Source organism: Microbulbifer sp. MKSA007 (genome assembly GCA_032615215.1).
In the GTDB taxonomy this organism is placed as follows: domain Bacteria; phylum Pseudomonadota; class Gammaproteobacteria; order Pseudomonadales; family Cellvibrionaceae; genus Microbulbifer.
The window spans coordinates 2,019,452-2,035,389 of record CP128433.1 but is presented as its reverse complement, the minus strand read 5'-3'; the positions used below and the strand labels follow the sequence as shown (position 1 = coordinate 2,035,389).

Genomic DNA, 15,938 nt, shown 5'->3' with positions numbered 1-15,938 from the left:
TGTTTAGAGATATGCATCTCCCAATCCAAGGGGCCATAACAGAGCCTGAGAGTTCCCCCAGTACCACCAAAGCACACTTGATAACAATACGAACTAAAAATAACAGCCAGTCAGCAAAGAATGTCTACACGGTCAAAATACGCCGCCCCAGCTATATACTTTTGTACGTCTTCATGGTGGAATTTCTGGCGGAAAAACAGGCAGCCGCACTCAGGAGGAGAAATAGGTGATCAAGAAAAGCAATATGCCCATTTTTCCCCTTTCACCATCTACAGCTACCACCTCGGATAGAGACTCAACCCAGGTCTATGAGGCCTTACGCAAAAGTGAGGAGCGCTACCGGGAGCTGGTGGAGCATGCAAACTCGATCATAATGCGATGCGATCAACACGGCCGTATCACATCCTTTAACGAGTACGCTCAACAATTATTTGGCTATACCGAAGCCGAGATTATTGGCAGGCACTTAATTGGTACGATTGTTCCCGCCAGCGAAACGAGCGGCCGTGACCTGCGGCAATTGATAGACCGTATTTGCCAGTTCCCAGAGGAACACCGTTACAATATTAATGAAAACATTACAAAGTGCGGGAAGCGAGTATGGATCGCCTGGACCAATAAAATTATCTCAGATGAGAAGGGAGATCCCGCGGGAATTCTCAGTATTGGTTCGGATATTACTAAGCAGCGGTTGCTGGAGGAAGAGCTTCGACAAGCTCAAAAAATGCAAGCTATCGGTGAGCTTGCCGGCGGTATTGCCCACGACTTCAACAATATGATTCATGGAATCAATGGCTATGCTGAAGTTATTCGACAAATTTCCACCGATGCCAGAATCAACGAGTATACCAACCATATACTGACTACTGCCCGCCATGCCGCAGAGCTGACCAAACAGCTACTCACTTTTGCCCGCAAGGGAAATTATCAACTTAAGAGCTGCAATACCCACGAAATCATTCGCGATGTTTGTGCAATGCTAACCCGCACTATTGATCGAAGAATCGAGATTGATCAGCAATTAGATGCAAATCGTCCACATATTGTGGGCGACCCTGCTCAACTCAAGAGCGCTTTGCTAAATATCGGAATCAATGCCAAGGATGCTATGCCCTCTGGTGGCTCCCTGAGCTTTGTCACAGCTAATATCACCATAGAAAAATCGGCTTCTATCGCCGATTTTGAGATCCAGCCAGGCCAGTACCTATTAATAACGATTACCGATAATGGCACTGGCATGTCTGACGAAGTGCGACGCCGTATTTTTGAACCATTTTTCACTACCAAGGAAAGTGGACGTGGTGCTGGGCTGGGCCTTGCCGCAGTGCACGGCACCATTCATTTACATAAGGGCGCTATACAGTGTCAGAGCCGTGAGGGAATTGGCAGCAGCTTTAAGCTATACCTGCCAATTTCTAAGCCCCCAATCAAAAAGAGAACTTACCAGGCCAAGAAACTAGCTCGCGAGCGCAAATTGCGCATTATGGTTGTCGACGATGAGGCAATTGTCCGCACCTACTCTAAAGCCCTGTTCGAAATGAACGGCCATAGCGTCGTTACCTTTGCGACAGCAGAGCAAGCAATAACTTACTATCGAAAATATAGTGATGAAGTAGATTTGGTCCTGCTGGACATGATTATGCCCGGCATGGATGGGCAAGAATTATTCGCTTTTCTAAAACGGATTAACCCCGAAGTGAAGGCTATTCTCTCCACCGGTTACAGCGTGGATAGTAAAGTTCAGGAAGTAATTTCTGACGGGGTACTGGATTGCATCCAGAAACCATTTACATTTGAGCATCTCAGTAAAAAGATCGAAGAGATGATTGCCAGCGGAAAAATAACTTTACCCAGGTAACAAAATAATTCTACCTAAATCGCCGCAGCCGGCCTAGCTGACAGCTACGTCACAGAGTTCAACTACAAACAGGTTGGCTTATGGAATGACCTCTATGATAACCGGCTGTAAAAAGTGAAGTGATAAAGTAACCAGGATAAGGCTATACAAAAGCAGCTCAAGCGGAATTCCCCATTATTTTAGTGCTTGCAGACTCCCCCAAACCAAAGTCAATCGATATGTCATCATTTTCCTGTTCAGTATAATCTCGATAATTTTCAAGCCGATACTATCTTAGTCGTACATCACAATTTTGCTGCTACGGCCCCCTTCCCCACCAATGTTGTCAGCTTGATGTTCTCGTCTCCTATTTCTGTGGACACGGTCTCCACGAAACGCACCATGCCCGCTAAAATCGCTGCGTTATAGTGCTCTTCACTTGCCTCTAGCTCCTCAACGGCTGCGTTCATATCCTTGAGAGCCCGGGATGCTTCTAGGTCCCACTCCTTCAGCTTGGCGAGACTTGCCCTGGCAGATGCCACTTGCTGTTCATTCACTCCGTCTTGAGTCGCCGCAAGACTCTCTGCTCGAACGGCCTTTATCTCAGCATCGTACTTACGAATAGTAGCCAGGGAACGGCGAACAATACTGTTCAACTTGATAACTGTATCCCGCTCGAATGCAGCCTTAATGTCGTTGCTAGCCAGTGCCACTGAAGCGGGTGTTTTTGCAGGGTGGATAACGCTTTCAACATCCGGTACCGACTCCTGTTTACTTACCCAGACCTTCTCGTTTTCGACTGGCTCTTTGAGTGTGTGCGTAGCTATAAACCCAAAAGCGATTATTCCGAACACTGCCACTGCAATATATCGTTTGCTATTCATACGGTGAGTTACCTTTGGTTTGGCCGCCCCTTGCGGAGCGGCACCTGATAGAGAGCGAGAATTTAGCTCATAGCGTAAAAATAGTTTACCTGCGAGTCCTTGATCTACTAATCAGGCTAAATGCTTCGACGTTGTTCATTAAATTCTGCGCGATCTGCTCGCCCATGACTTGGCCTGCAATATTGTCAAAGTCCCAGTGCACTCCGTTATAAATGCGGCTGAGGCCATTTTCCTGTTGAGCGGCGGTATAGGATTCAAAACGGACAGGTACCAAAGGCCTCGGTGTGTCCGGCGTGAAAGGGTCGAAGCCTTCCCCATTGTATTCTTCCGATACAAAAGTAAAGGGCTGATCTCCAAACATACTGCGCATAATCTCGAAGGTGGAAGCACCGAAGGTAGCATGACCCGATGGGTAGGAGGGGAACGGCGGTGTTGGCCTAATCGCAATGGTGGTATTGATGACTGACACCCCTACCGGCAACCATTGCTCATCCTGCAAGGTCGATGGGTTGTCGTCATCGATGCGAATACCGGTAACCGGTCTCCAGTAATTGTAATAGTATTTACTGTCCCACGCAGCGATACCAGAATCCGCCAGCCCCACATTGATCAAAGCAAAATACCGGGCCAGATCCAGCTCATTCTCGACTTTGTTATCCAGTGCTGCCTGCAGGGCGATAAGGTTATATAGTCTCGGGGGAATGCCCAATAACGGTACACCGTCATATCCCCAGTAATTCCCGATAAATCGTGTCTCTGCTGTGGATGTCGATGGGGTAATAGTATTGGCTGGGGACCCGCCGAGGGCCGCCACTTCCTCATAGGCTTCGGCATATTCCTCAGACGTAATTGTAGGCGGAATCGGACTGCGGAATTGATCACCTGAACTTAGTGAAAAAGGTGTCACACTGCCCCAATAGGCTCCGAGAGCCACGGAATCGTGGCCAACAGGATCCACGGGATCAGGCTGCCATTCTCCCGGTACCGTAGCACCCGTGTTGACCGATGTCGAGTGATAGGTGTCATCCCCATCCGCGACAGCGCCGCCCTCACCATAAGCGGGCTCCAAGTGGTCGGCCTTATCATTGCTGCGCACTGCAAGCATTGCCGCAGCAGCGGCTTCGCCAATCACTTGGCCCTTGGCAATTCTATCTGCGCTATCTCTTATCTGGTCAAGATCTGATAGCAGTAATTCCTGCAAACGCTCTGACTGATCGGGGTAGAGTGCGCGCAAGGTATCGTAAGCGGCGTAAGCGATAGCTGCATCTTTGGATGCATCTCTGGTGTCGAGTACACCGAGATCATTATAAGGTTGGTATTTACCGTCAAAGGCGTTCAGAGCGTCAAACACAGCAGTTTGTACGATGGCGAATGCGCGACTGGACCGGGTAGGGCCGCCTTGGTAGAAATCCACTTCGCCGGTATCAGGGTCGGGAGTATGATCGATAGCCGATGAGTCGAGCATCGTGTTGAACCAAAATACAACCCGATCTCTAGGTCTATTAAGCTCGCCAGACTTCCCCGAAGTCCGCTCAAGCCGATCAAGTACACCTTTGGAGAGAGTTGATCGGCTGGTTTCTCCTAGATACGCGCTGGTTTGTCCCTTGGGCTGCTTACCCTTTGTCTTCTGGGCCTGCACAGCACCCGATGTCAATATTAAGCCTGCTGCCAGGAAGCAGGCCGATGTTTTTAACAGAATGTGGTTCATTGTATTACGTCCTTTGATATTGAAGGGCGCGCTGAATCAGTAAATCTATCAGTGGGCCGTAAGTTTGTTTTCAAATTGGCTGTTGTTGACCGCACTGGGTTGTGGAGGCCGTACCAACCTGTCGATACACCGATTCAGCTAGACCTTAAACTGGACTTCAGTAGAATGTCTCTTCATCTATTACACTTGTGATCCCTAGCACTTCAATCCCTCAACGACTTAATTCCAAATGCATTTCGTGTCGATAGCAAAAAATGAGTAGATGCTAAAACGGTTTTCTTTTCCAGCAGTCAGACTTTTATCGGGCGCTGGCTATTTTCCCATCCCCAAGTTCAATTCCGAGGAAGCCCTCAGTACTTTTTGGCTCTCTATGATCTGTATCGCAGTCAACATCGATTCCTCCAGGATCGAGAGCAGATTTACATAGAGCTTCATTTGCAGATGTGATAACTCCATCACCAGCCTCTAGGTAAACATGGTCAGTTGCACTAGATCTGGCTCTAGTTGAGACAATAGCAATAATCGTGTGATTTAATGCGACTTGATTAAATACAAATACTAGGTTGGTTTTTTGTGAAATCATACCTATGCCTATTATTCGAGTTTGTCCAACTCCCTCCCCCAGACTAATCAGGTTATTATCCTGTCGAGATCAACCTCAAATATAATATTTATTGTAAAGTTGTAGACCACCACTTGGCTTCACAGTTCCTGACAATTATCTTCAAAGCTTAAACCCCAAAAATAAAATCGCTGAAATCTGCAACCAAAAATGTATAGAACAAAAAAACAGCTAATAAGGTAAATTTCTAAACACTTAAAACAATCAAATCACCAACAGGCACTAAAGAAATAAGGAATTCCTGAGCTTCACAGGAAAAGGGATTCTGCCTTATTGGCTCAACATATAAATAGATCCTTTTAATGATGCTCAGACCTGGGAAAATAATTTGACACCAGCCCAGGCAATTTTGATCGGAAAAATACTCCCCCACCCTAGTGAGGCTCGCCCAGAGACACCACTAGAATAACAGCGCCTCCGTAATCAAACTGAAACGTCGATTTACCTCGTTAACTTCACGACCTGCCGGATAAGCACCTTTTGATTACATCAACCATAATGCCCAAGGTATCTCAAATAAATCAAACCTCAAAATCAACGGTTCATTTTTACCACCCGTAAAACGAATACAACACTACACGAGAGCCCGCTGAGCTATATGGCATCATATCTTTACACAAAGGCACTATGCCCTACCTGAGCAGCAAACAAGATACAGTTACTTCTAACTGTACCTGCCAATTTCCGCCCCTCATAATTAAATAAATTTATCAGGCCAAAAAATTAATTCACTAATAAAATCTGCACACACGCTGAGACCCGATTTGAAATAAAAAATAACGGCCCCGTTAATATTACAGGCGCCGAATAGCGCGATATCTGACTATAGGAAGTTGTTCAATAGGGTGGACTTTGCGTATCTGGATCGAATGATACCGCAAAGAGGCAGCTAGGAATTGATCACTGTTCTGGACAGTATTGACCCAGAGGGGAAAGCAATTCCCTTCTAGAGTTACAGAGTTGACAGTAAGATTCAGGAAGTCATTGTCAGGTGACGCTTTGCGCTGTATTCAGAAGCCCTTCACATTTGAATGTATCAACAGGAAAGTTAAAGGAATAAATACTGACGGGAAGTAAGATTGGTGTATCACAAAGAGCAACACACCTGATAGCTTAACAAATGCGTCCGACCTAAGGGAGCTGCGCCCTTTGGTCGGACTGAGCTCAATCAACTACCAAAAGATAGGAGGCAGAGTGTACTCATCATTGGCAGGAACTCTCTTCCCAATACTGAGGTGCGGCCGATGGGGACCACCAGTTTGGCCCGTAGGTTGAAATGTAGACCTGACCACTGAAAGTTACCCGATCTCCAACTTGGTAAGCACTATCACCGGCGTAGGGCTGCTGGAACTCAGGACAGGAAACCGCAGAGCTATCATCTCCACCATTGCTATCAGAGCTATCATCGGAGCCGTTATCAGAGCTATCGTCTGAACCACTATCGGAGCCATCGCAGGTAGTTTCATTCCAGAATTGCGGTGCAGCACTCGGCGACCACCAGTTTGGCTCATGTGTAGATTCATAAGCAACATTGTCATAAACAACTACGTCGCCAATCGAGTAGCCTGGATCACCACCATACTGCTGCACAAACGCTTCACAGCTAGAGTTTCCGGAATTTCCAGAGTCGCCATTGTCTCCACTATTATCCGAATTATCGTCACCGGAATTATTGTCGTCATCGGTAGAGTCATCATCCTGATCTTGGATAAGCTCGTATCCAATTTCAACACTCTCTAAACTGCTACCTTCTAACAAGTAGATACTGTTGATGCCATATAGAGGCTCAAAACTACTGCTTCCATCGTAATCACCGGCGCGGATGCTGCTCTGTTCCTGGTTAATCAGCTCAGCCAGATCGTGAGACCAGTTTTCAGCGATACCCTGCTCATCTGAAGCAATTTCCAGGACAGTAGAATATGAGGAGTTTTCACCGGAGCTATCAAATACACGAGTATAAACTTTATCGCCCACATTCAAATCTTGAGTTGGATTAATAGTGCCTGCAACACTCCAGTCAGTATTGACAACATTATCACCATCAAACTCGACATCGATAACATTATAGAAGGCATTAACCGTATCACCCACATCCCAAACTGCAAGAATTACGTGGTAGCCTTCACGTTCTGGCACCTGACACTCATGTGTCGTATTTACCGCAGGCTGCTCATAGTTGCCATCAACCTCACAGAATGGATCTAAATCAAATTGATCGCGGGTCAAAACCGCATTTGGATTCCAACCTTCTTTGGTAATGTAATATTTCCAGTCCCGGGTTACATGATTGGCTGTGAAGCGCCATTTAAAAGTTTGCCAACCGGAGCTAATATAATTCTTAACCCAGCGATCTGAGGATTGCTCATTTAATTCTGACCAGGAGCTATCTCCTGCACTGGCTATCTGCCCATCAGCAGGACCACTTTCAGGGAAACCTTCATTCCCTTCTATACTTTGCGGTTCCCATTGAACAGCACCGCAGTCAACATTCATCTCTCCCGTATCGAGAGCATATTTACACAAGGTTCCACGAGCGGATGCAACACCACCATCAGCGGCCTCTACATAGCCGTGGCTAAGTGCATTTGAACTCATACCGGCCAGTGCTATTGCCATCAGGGCGCTATTTAATACGGGTAGTTTAATTGCAGATGCTAGTTTGGTTTTTCGTAAAATCATATCTATGCCTGTTATTCAATTTCGTCCAACCTCCTTCCCCAGCTGAACCAGGTCCTTATCCTGAATACACATATTCGATGTGTAATGTTGGCGACAGAATTATGGACCGCTACTTAACAGCACGGTTCCTGACAATTATTGATATAAATTTACAAACCTCAGAAGATCACCAGCGCACCATTTTCCCTTAAAAATAATATTAAAGGGTATTTTTTTTCAAGGAAAAATAATCAATTAAAAAATAGGACGAAAAAACTACAACGACCCCTAAAATAGAGAACAGGCAAACCTTTAACAGGATGAGAAATTTCCAGACGATTTTTAACTTAATACAAGTTCCCACACTCATTAATTATCAATAGATGACACCCCTCTCTCACGAACAACCCCCTATTACAATTCAAAATAGATAAGCCTGACTGCCTTAAAACCATAAATCTCTCGATATTACCTACCCTCAAAAGTTGCCAGCAGGGCGGAAATTGGCAGCTACCCCAACCTACGAACACGTATTTCATCCTGAGAAAAAAACCTCTTTTCAAATCAGAGAACTATCACTGTCACCGCTTTTTTTAAACTGTCACTGCAAGTGTTTTCCTGGCAACAAATACAACTGCAGCCTAGTAAATTATTCCCATTAGTAAATTACCACTGGGATAAAAGACCTATATTCGCTCACCTCTGTCTACACTGGAAAAGAACCCGGATGATTTTGAGTTTCCCTAACCAATCATTTTCTTGTAGTCACCATTCGTAGTAGGAAAGGTAGGATCAGGGATGATGTTGTACTTGATTATCCGCAGGCTCGGCCTGTGTCTGCTATGTTCTTCTCTTTTGCTTCCAGCCTGGTCTTTGGCTGAAACGGCAACAAACCCGGATAAACGGTGGGCTGCAATTGTAGGAGCCGGCCCGGGATTTTCCAATCGTCGCAATGAGCTCACCCAATATCGCCTTGCCATATCCAAGGACCTGCCCTGGCAGTGGTCCCTTGCTGAGAAATGGACGCTCAAAACGCGACTGGAGACCAGTTACTTTGAATGGCACTCCAGCCTGGACGATGGTGATCCCGACGTCTCCAAAAGGGGAGAGGATTTAGTTCACGGTATGTCAGTGAGCCCGGTATGGAGGCTTGAGTACCTGCCCCAGTGGGACAAGCCTATCTTTCCCTACTTCGAGTTTTCCGTGGGGGCCAGTTACATTACTGAGTCCAATATTGTGAGTAAAAACACAAATCACACAACTCTGGGATGCCATTTCCAGTTTGAGGATCGAATTGGATTGGGCTCTGACTTTGGGAGTGAGCGCCGCTGGGGAGTCACAACTTACGCACTGCACTACTCAAATGCAGGAACCTGTTCTGAAAATTCCGGAGTGAATTTTTTGAGCTGCGGTTGCACTATAACTTTTAAAGAAGAGGATTGAGCAGGCGCCGGCTTGATGTCAGCGCCTGCAGTCATTGGCGGGCCCTAGAGGATGATATGTGGCAGATAACGGCTCATATCCTGGGTAATCAGGTTTGAATCTTCCCGGATGGACATCCCCGCTGCCAGGTCATCAACGAGCCAGCTTCCCACCAGAGTATGGTTCTTTCCAAATTTGGGGAGAGGATGCAGAGCCTGATAGATAAACCCTTCTTGCCCATAGGGGCCATCGGACAGCAAAGTGGTATCCGCCCCTTTTACTACCGAAATATTCGCCCCTTCTCGTGAAAAGATTGGCTTCTTAACTAATTCCGGGAAATCCGCAGCCTTGTCCAGCTCATCCTCAAAAAAGAGGGAAGCAGATTCGGGTGCTCTGGAAAAAGCTTCCACAACATTGGCAAAAGCGCCTTATTGGAAATAATCGCCTTCCAGGGCGGTTCCAACCAACGGACATTGCTTCCTGCCAACAGGGTCCCGAACTCCTCGCGGAGCATAAATTCCCATGGGTACAGCTTAAACATCCAGGTGATTACCTGATCATTCAAATCGGTAAACTGACCCGCTTCATCCCGGCCAATATCTTCGATAAAGACAAAATGATTATTGATCCCCGCTTCGTAGGCACAATCCTGTAAATATTGAACCGTGCCCCGGTCCTCTTCCGTATCTTTACAGCAGGCGAAATGCAACTCCCTCCCCGGGGTCAGGAATTGTAAATCATGGAAGCGGTTAACCAGCTTTTCCTGCAGGCTATTGAACTGATCAGACTGTAGCGGCAGAGACCTGCGATCGACATTGTCCTGCAGCCACAACCACTGCCAGAAGCCGGTTTCATACAGAGAAGTGGGAGTATCAGCATTGTTCTCATAGAGCTTTGCCGGCCCCTGTCCGGAATAGGCAAAGTCCAGGCGAGAATAGAGACTGGGGTCGCCATTACGCCAGGATGTTCGCACAAAGTCCCAGTGCTGCTCGGGTATACAGAACCGCCTCAGCAACTCCTCATCCTCAAGCACACGGGCAACGACATCCAGGCACATCTGGTGAATTTCTTCGGTGGGATCTTCAATGTGCTTTTCTATCTGCTCCAAGGAGAATTGATAGTAGGCGCTTTCATCCCAGTAGGGTTCGCCATACATGGTATGGAAGTGAAACCCGAACTCCTGCGCTCGCTCTTGCCAACGCGGGCGCTCACCAATCGGCAACCTCAGCACAAATCAGCCTCCCCAGCCGCGCGAACCACCACTGCTGGAGCGCCCCCTCCCCAGTTGGATTTGGCCGATGCCACTGCACCAAAGCCTCCACGGGAAACAGTTTTGGTAACTTTAGGCTTAGGCGCCGTAGCGCTTTTATCCACCTTATAAGATGAACGGCCATAATCGCCAATGATGCCGCCGTCAGCTGTCATCAGCTTGTCGCGGTAACGGGAACCTGAATAGCGGTAGACCGGGTTGTAGTAGCCATAGTTATAGTGGCGATCCCTGTCATTGAGCATGGAGCCAACCATAAAGCCCGCCATCAGAGGCATCCAGACGCCGCTACTGGTCTCTTGGCAGCTACCGAACTCAGCCTCACATTGAGAGAGACGGGAATACTTGGGCCCGGTGCGCTCCGCTTCCTCAACCGCGCGCTGATAAGCTGCTTCACATTGAGCTTCGTCCAGCTGGGTATTGGCCACACAGTCATCTACTGAAGAGACGACTTTAACTTCCTCATCTGAGGAGCAACCGACCAGGGCAGCCGCTACACCTAAGGCAAGTGGGCGCAGTAAAAAATTGGAGCCACCGCCCTTGCGCATCCTTGCCAGGTTAATATTCTTGGTACGCTTCATTACCACCCCCAATTAGTAGCTCATGCAAGCCGCATTCAATACGCCAACAGCGATTGTAGTTGCAGCCAACATAACACCGGCACTCACCTCTCCATCTTCGATGCGCTCAACAATACGCGGCATAAATCCAAAGCGGATAATGGCAAAAGCAATTAACTGGGCGATCAATGCAACCAGGGCCCAGATGGCGAAATCGACAATAGAAATAGAGTTACTGGCAGCACCACCTACGGCAATTGCAAAACCCAAAACAGCGCCACCAAAACCTATGGCGGCAGCCGTATTCTTATCTTCGCGGATCAACTTCCACTCATCGTGAGGGGTCACCAGTGCGTATAAAAATTTAAACGCGATCAAAAGTACCAGCGACAGGCCAAAGTAGGCCGCAAAATGCAAGATACCAGTCAGTAAATCATAAGGCTGGTCCATTAAATATCTCCTTATTATCCGTGTATTGTTATTTGTGAGGGGGTCAGAGTAATGCCGGTGCTAATCACCAGGCTGCGGCTCAAGTAGCCTGCATCCTCTTCTTTCTCTTCAGCTGAGAGAAAAAGGGATTCGGTTTGCTGATCAGACAATTCGCGCTCAAAAAGCATGGTGAATTGATCCGTTACTGAATAATCACCATCTTCATCGTAAGTCTTCTCGGCCATATGCACTGGGTTGTGGTAGTCCCCTGCTGCGGTCCATACACGGCTATAAGAGCGGTCCTGCAGGTGATAACTGGGTGCGCCAATATCACTCTTTAACAATTTATTCCAAGCCTGCTCCGAACCAACATCCAGAGTGTCGTAAAAATGGAATAGCTTTACATCGACCACATGCTCATCCCGCTGACCGCCCTCAGCAATCACTTGCAGCCAGGCATCATCATCAGTGTAAAAGCGATAAATCCAGGTACCATCTAGTTCGACAACACCGGCCGCTTTAATGATCTGGGTCGGTGAACAGGATTCAATGGTCAGTTCATCGAGTATCAGGCGAATAGCCAAAGGGTCCAGCTCAAAACTCGCCCCCATTCGCAAGCCCATAATTTCTGGAGTCTTGACCTTTGGAGCGTCCTTTCCCTTTATTTTATTTATCAGTTTGGTAAACATGTACCAACACCTTCTTCATTACTTTTTATATCGAAACAGCTTTTTTCATCGAGCCGCTTTGCAGAGATATAATACAGCATGTCACCCTCGGTGACCTGATCGGTAAGCCCCGGGTTCACATCAATTTTAACCACGCCCTTTCTACGTACCGCAATTAAGGTCGCGGAGAGATCCCGCTTAAAATGGTCAAATAATTCACCGACAGGAAGAGGCTTCTCACCCCGATATTCAACGCTGTATTGGGTCATGCCGTATGTGCTATCGAGCAACTGTCGGTGCAACCTTGCGGAACCGGGGTCAAGCGAGGATTTTGCCAACATCTCTACAGCGACAGAGGGAATACATTCAATATTGGGACAGTGGGCACGGAGCAATTCACCCACATTTTCATCTTGGAAATAAGCCGTTTTATGGCTGTTCGGGCTGAGCTTGTCGCAGAATAAGGCGGTTGTAAGGGTTACATCATCCAGAGGGTTGTCGATAATAATTCGAGCGGCATCGACCAACCCTGCCCTCTGCATACCTTCCCCGTGGGAAAACGATTCCACCCGGACAAAATCAATCTTACCCGGCATCGGATTTTCGATATCGGCTTCAACACAGAGGACAATCTCTGCTGCGCTACCGTTTGTTTTGGAGAGTAGCAACTCAATCAAGCGGAGCGTTCTGGTACCGTTCCAGCCGATAATTACTGTGTGATCAATATGGTTTGTCATACGCAAGCCCTTCTTGCCGCGATGCACAAATTCTGAAACCGCAAAGCCAATTCTTGTGACCACCATGGCAAACAGGCTGAGGCCCACTGGGATCACCCAAGCGGCAACCACGACTTTACCCTCAGGGGTTACCGGGGAGAAATCACCGTAACCTACTGTCGATGCGGTAACGACCAACCAATAAAAGAAATTCTCGCCCGCGACAATATCAGCTTCACCGGCAATTTTGAGTAGCCAATAGGAGATGAAAACATAGCTGCCTACAGCTATGAGAATGGTGGTTACATTGGCCCGAATGAAAAGCGACGCCAGAAGGCGTCGCACTCGATAAAGCAGCACTGTGTTAAGCCTTTTCGCGGCCCGCTAACAGTTGAGCCAACTTATCGCTGCCACTTTTCTGGCCGCCGGGCTTGATGCCCGCCGCTTTCAGCTTGGCATCCAGGCTGGAACCGGTTTCCTCTGAAGCCAGCTCTTCCGCAGCTTCAAGCTCAGCAGCACGCTGCTCCTGCTTGTTTTTGATGCGATCCAGGCTGTCCAGCGCTGTTTTGATCTTGCTGTTCGCACCCATGTGGCGGGAAGAAACCGCTACCTGTGCTTTTTGAACAGACTCAGTCGCTTTGATCTGGTCAATCTGCTGCTCCATACGGCGCACATTGGTTTTTGCCTGGGTAATGTTACCTTTCAGGGTGCTCTCTGAACTCAGGAATCCATCCAGGATACTGCGCTCAGTTTCCAGCTGGCTTTCCAGCTCAGTAACACGCTCTGCACACTCAAGAGCGAGTTCGTTATCGCCCTTTTCACTCGCGTTGATTGCGTGAGTGCTATAGGTTTCAACGTCGGCTTGCAGCGCTTGGACCTTACTCTCAGTAAGTTTGCGCTTCGCCATGATTTTGGTCAGGTTTTCATCGCAAGCTTTCAACTCTTCCTTCGCCTCGCGTAATTCTTGGTCAAGAATACGAATCGATTGGCTATCCGCTACTGCTTCTGTTCCTTCGTTAACTGCGCCTTTCAAAGCAGTCCAAATTCTCTTAAGGCTCATGCTACACCCTCCGTTTCAAAATGATCGGCAAATAAATCCAGGAAGTCACCCACATTGGAAAACAGGGTCTCAACCTCCTCGATAACAACTTCGTCCTTGCTGGACACCGACAGAGCACCGAAAGCGACGTAGTAGTTCTCACCACCAATATTCTTGATCGCAATGGCTGTCAGCGGCACCAGCTGATGTGTTTGCAGAACCATTTCATTGAGCGCTGCCACATCATCTACCTGGCTCACGGGAAACAGAATACTCTCTACAACTATCTGCTTCTCGCCAACATAGACAAACGCATCGACGCCTTCATCGTTGGAAATACTGAGGCAATCCCCCTCAGATTCGACCACCCATCCGGAGTGGTTTTCCGCCAATTGGCGCAGGTTCTCATTGTTCCAGGTCATCTCAACTCCCTCGCTGTGGAATATTGGTCACAAATATAGCACCAAAAAATCTGCGGTCAATAACTTATTACAAACTAATGTTGCAAATAATACACACAAAGATAATATTTACCACATTGGTGATAGTGAATAGGACGGAGTAGAGCCCATGGACCACAAGCAAAGCCTGAGCAACCAGCAAGCACTAACCCCTTACAAGCAGGCAATTGCTCGCTATGTGCGCGCATCAATGGCACTAAAGGGCATGCGTTACGGAGATCTCGCCCAAGCACTGGCCGAGAGAGGAATTTCAATGACACCGGAAAACCTGCGCAGCAAAGTCAGCAAGTGCATGTTTTCAGCAGATCTGCTGGCAGCCATCATCGATGCCATGTCGGTAGAGGACAGCGCCATGCTTGAAATCCTCAAACAGGCCCGTGAGCTGCAAGATCGAGGACTCTATGCCGAGCAGGAGAAAAGCTAACACGCCACCTCCTTGGACACCAGTACACGCGATCACACTTTGACTCCGTCGTCAGTAATCAAGCTTACCCGCTGAAAAACCGGGGTATCCACGACTCACCTGCACAGCTCCTTTACAGGTGAGTTAGTAGTGATGCAATTTGACGACTGGCTCACCATTACCGCACTTTCCGACAACCTCAGGCTCTGAAAGCTTGGCCCCCGCAGGAATAATCTTATTCGTTGGCCACCAAACAAAGCAGGCATACCTGAAATTGACTGCCCAGTTACAGTAGAGGCGTCCGTCCTCTTCCTCATAGAACCGCGCCTGGCAGAAACTTAAAGTGGGACTTCGCACCCCTTGAACCTGCTGGGGATCAGCCAAAGAAACTTGCACTCCGGCAATTGCAACCACAGAGAGGGAGAGAATCAGCAACCAGGATTTCATAGATCTACTCTGGAATTTTGCTCAAATCTCCTTGAAGACTAGCAGCTGCGGCGTAACTTTCATCTCTGAGCCCTAAGCAGCGGCACTAACCGTCAGGAATAGCAGCTTCAGATACAGGCACTTTTTCCTGCTTAAGAATCGTCAATAACTGCTCGATGCAGCCCTGCCGGTCTTTTAGCCAGTTAATATACGGCAGGGGAAAAACCGGAATGCCCGCCCGATACAATACCTTGTAGACCTTTACACTAAAGTAAGACTCGTAGTCGCCGGGATACCCAATCAGGTCAATACCGATAAAACGCCCGCTCACAGCACAAACCACATCTACAATCTGCCCAGCCACAGGAAAGCCTACCCAATGGGGAATTTCGTGCTGGGTTAATAAATGGCTAACTTCACTCGCAAAACGACATACGATTTCATCACCCTGCAAATGACTGCCAACGGAGTGTGGAAACTCAACATATTGACGCAAGAGATGATCCGAAGGGAGAGCTTGGGGCTCAATCGACAACGCAACCAACTGCTTTTCTTTTGCCCTGGTAATTGCGACATTAAACACATCCGCCCGTTTTAAGTAGCTGGCTGCCCGCAACGATTGACTATCAATAGCCATGGAGATAAGCATTAAATCTCTCTCCTCTCCTTGAAAACCATAGGGCGTGGCAACGCGCACAGAAAAACTCTGTAACTTCTGCGAGGAGAAGACCTTAATCAACTCCCCTTCCAAATAATCAGCCTGATCCCGATAGGGAGACAAAACACCAACCGACGGCCGAATTGCAGCATCGGCATAGCGCTCGAAATGCGCTTTCAA

Annotated in this window: 17 protein-coding genes; 3 read left to right on the top strand and 14 right to left on the bottom strand. The window is 47.9% G+C overall.

Going from position 1 to position 15,938, the window contains the following annotated elements; translation table 11 throughout:
• Nucleotides 1-226: 226 nt before the first annotated feature.
• Complete coding sequence (locus tag QT397_11925) at nt 227-1,858, top strand: PAS domain S-box protein (GenBank protein ID WNZ58001.1); 1,632 nt, start codon at nt 227-229, stop codon at nt 1,856-1,858.
• Nucleotides 1,859-2,142: 284 nt separating this feature from the next.
• On the opposite strand, the gene QT397_11920 is transcribed toward QT397_11925, so the two are convergent.
• From QT397_11920 to QT397_11905, 4 genes are all read right to left on the bottom strand, one after another.
• On the bottom strand, nt 2,143-2,721 hold the full coding sequence (locus tag QT397_11920; protein ID WNZ58000.1) for a hypothetical protein: 579 nt from the start codon (nt 2,719-2,721) through the stop codon (nt 2,143-2,145).
• Nucleotides 2,722-2,806: 85 nt separating this feature from the next.
• Complete coding sequence (locus QT397_11915) at nt 2,807-4,429, bottom strand: vanadium-dependent haloperoxidase (GenBank protein ID WNZ57999.1); 1,623 nt, start codon at nt 4,427-4,429, stop codon at nt 2,807-2,809.
• Nucleotides 4,430-4,727: 298 nt separating this feature from the next.
• Nucleotides 4,728-5,012: a hypothetical protein gene (locus QT397_11910; GenBank protein WNZ57998.1), complete on the bottom strand. Its 285-nt coding sequence runs from the start codon at nt 5,010-5,012 to the stop codon at nt 4,728-4,730.
• 1,242 nt (nt 5,013-6,254) lie between these two features.
• Nucleotides 6,255-7,730, bottom strand: coding sequence for a lytic polysaccharide monooxygenase (locus QT397_11905; protein WNZ57997.1), 1,476 nt, complete (start codon nt 7,728-7,730; stop codon nt 6,255-6,257).
• A gap of 777 nt (nt 7,731-8,507) precedes the next feature.
• On the opposite strand from QT397_11905, the gene QT397_11900 reads away from it, so the two are divergent.
• The gene (locus tag QT397_11900) at nt 8,508-9,152 is read left to right on the top strand and encodes an acyloxyacyl hydrolase (protein WNZ57996.1); all 645 of its coding nucleotides are present in this window, start codon (nt 8,508-8,510) and stop codon (nt 9,150-9,152) included.
• Between the two features lie 44 nt (nt 9,153-9,196).
• Here the strand turns inward: QT397_11900 and QT397_11895 are convergent, their stop codons facing one another.
• The 8 genes from QT397_11895 to QT397_11860 are packed head-to-tail and all read right to left on the bottom strand — an operon-like array spanning nt 9,197 to nt 14,232.
• Nucleotides 9,197-9,541, bottom strand: a complete 345-nt coding sequence (locus QT397_11895) for a glutathionylspermidine synthase family protein (protein ID WNZ57995.1) — start codon at nt 9,539-9,541, stop codon at nt 9,197-9,199.
• Entirely contained in the window at nt 9,457-10,362 is a 906-nt protein-coding gene (locus QT397_11890; protein WNZ57994.1) for a glutathionylspermidine synthase family protein, read from the bottom strand. Before QT397_11890 ends, QT397_11895 begins: the two co-directional genes overlap by 85 nt.
• Entirely contained in the window at nt 10,356-10,979 is a 624-nt protein-coding gene (locus tag QT397_11885; protein WNZ57993.1) for a DUF1190 domain-containing protein, read from the bottom strand. Before QT397_11885 ends, QT397_11890 begins: the two co-directional genes overlap by 7 nt.
• A gap of 12 nt (nt 10,980-10,991) precedes the next feature.
• Entirely contained in the window at nt 10,992-11,408 is a 417-nt protein-coding gene (locus QT397_11880; protein ID WNZ57992.1) for a DUF350 domain-containing protein, read from the bottom strand.
• 14 nt (nt 11,409-11,422) lie between these two features.
• Nucleotides 11,423-12,076 carry a YjfK family protein gene (locus tag QT397_11875; GenBank protein WNZ57991.1) on the bottom strand — a complete coding sequence of 218 codons (654 nt, stop codon included), beginning with the start codon at nt 12,074-12,076 and terminating at the stop codon, nt 11,423-11,425.
• Nucleotides 12,061-13,131, bottom strand: a complete 1,071-nt coding sequence (locus QT397_11870) for a potassium channel family protein (GenBank protein ID WNZ57990.1) — start codon at nt 13,129-13,131, stop codon at nt 12,061-12,063. The genes QT397_11875 and QT397_11870 overlap by 16 nt, the downstream gene beginning before the upstream one ends.
• A 4-nt stretch (nt 13,132-13,135) precedes the next feature.
• On the bottom strand, nt 13,136-13,831 hold the full coding sequence (locus QT397_11865; GenBank protein WNZ57989.1) for a PspA/IM30 family protein: 696 nt from the start codon (nt 13,829-13,831) through the stop codon (nt 13,136-13,138).
• The gene (locus QT397_11860; protein ID WNZ57988.1) at nt 13,828-14,232 is read right to left on the bottom strand and encodes a DUF2170 family protein; all 405 of its coding nucleotides are present in this window, start codon (nt 14,230-14,232) and stop codon (nt 13,828-13,830) included. Before QT397_11860 ends, QT397_11865 begins: the two co-directional genes overlap by 4 nt.
• A 148-nt stretch (nt 14,233-14,380) precedes the next feature.
• Here QT397_11860 and QT397_11855 point away from each other — a divergent pair, with 148 nt between their 5' ends.
• Entirely contained in the window at nt 14,381-14,695 is a 315-nt protein-coding gene (locus tag QT397_11855) for a DUF6471 domain-containing protein (protein ID WNZ57987.1), read from the top strand.
• A gap of 123 nt (nt 14,696-14,818) precedes the next feature.
• Here QT397_11855 and QT397_11850 read toward each other — a convergent pair whose 3' ends face one another.
• On the bottom strand, nt 14,819-15,121 hold the full coding sequence (locus QT397_11850) for a hypothetical protein (protein ID WNZ57986.1): 303 nt from the start codon (nt 15,119-15,121) through the stop codon (nt 14,819-14,821).
• An 85-nt stretch (nt 15,122-15,206) separates the two neighbouring features.
• The gene (locus QT397_11845; protein ID WNZ57985.1) at nt 15,207-15,938 is read right to left on the bottom strand and encodes an AAA domain-containing protein; all 732 of its coding nucleotides are present in this window, start codon (nt 15,936-15,938) and stop codon (nt 15,207-15,209) included.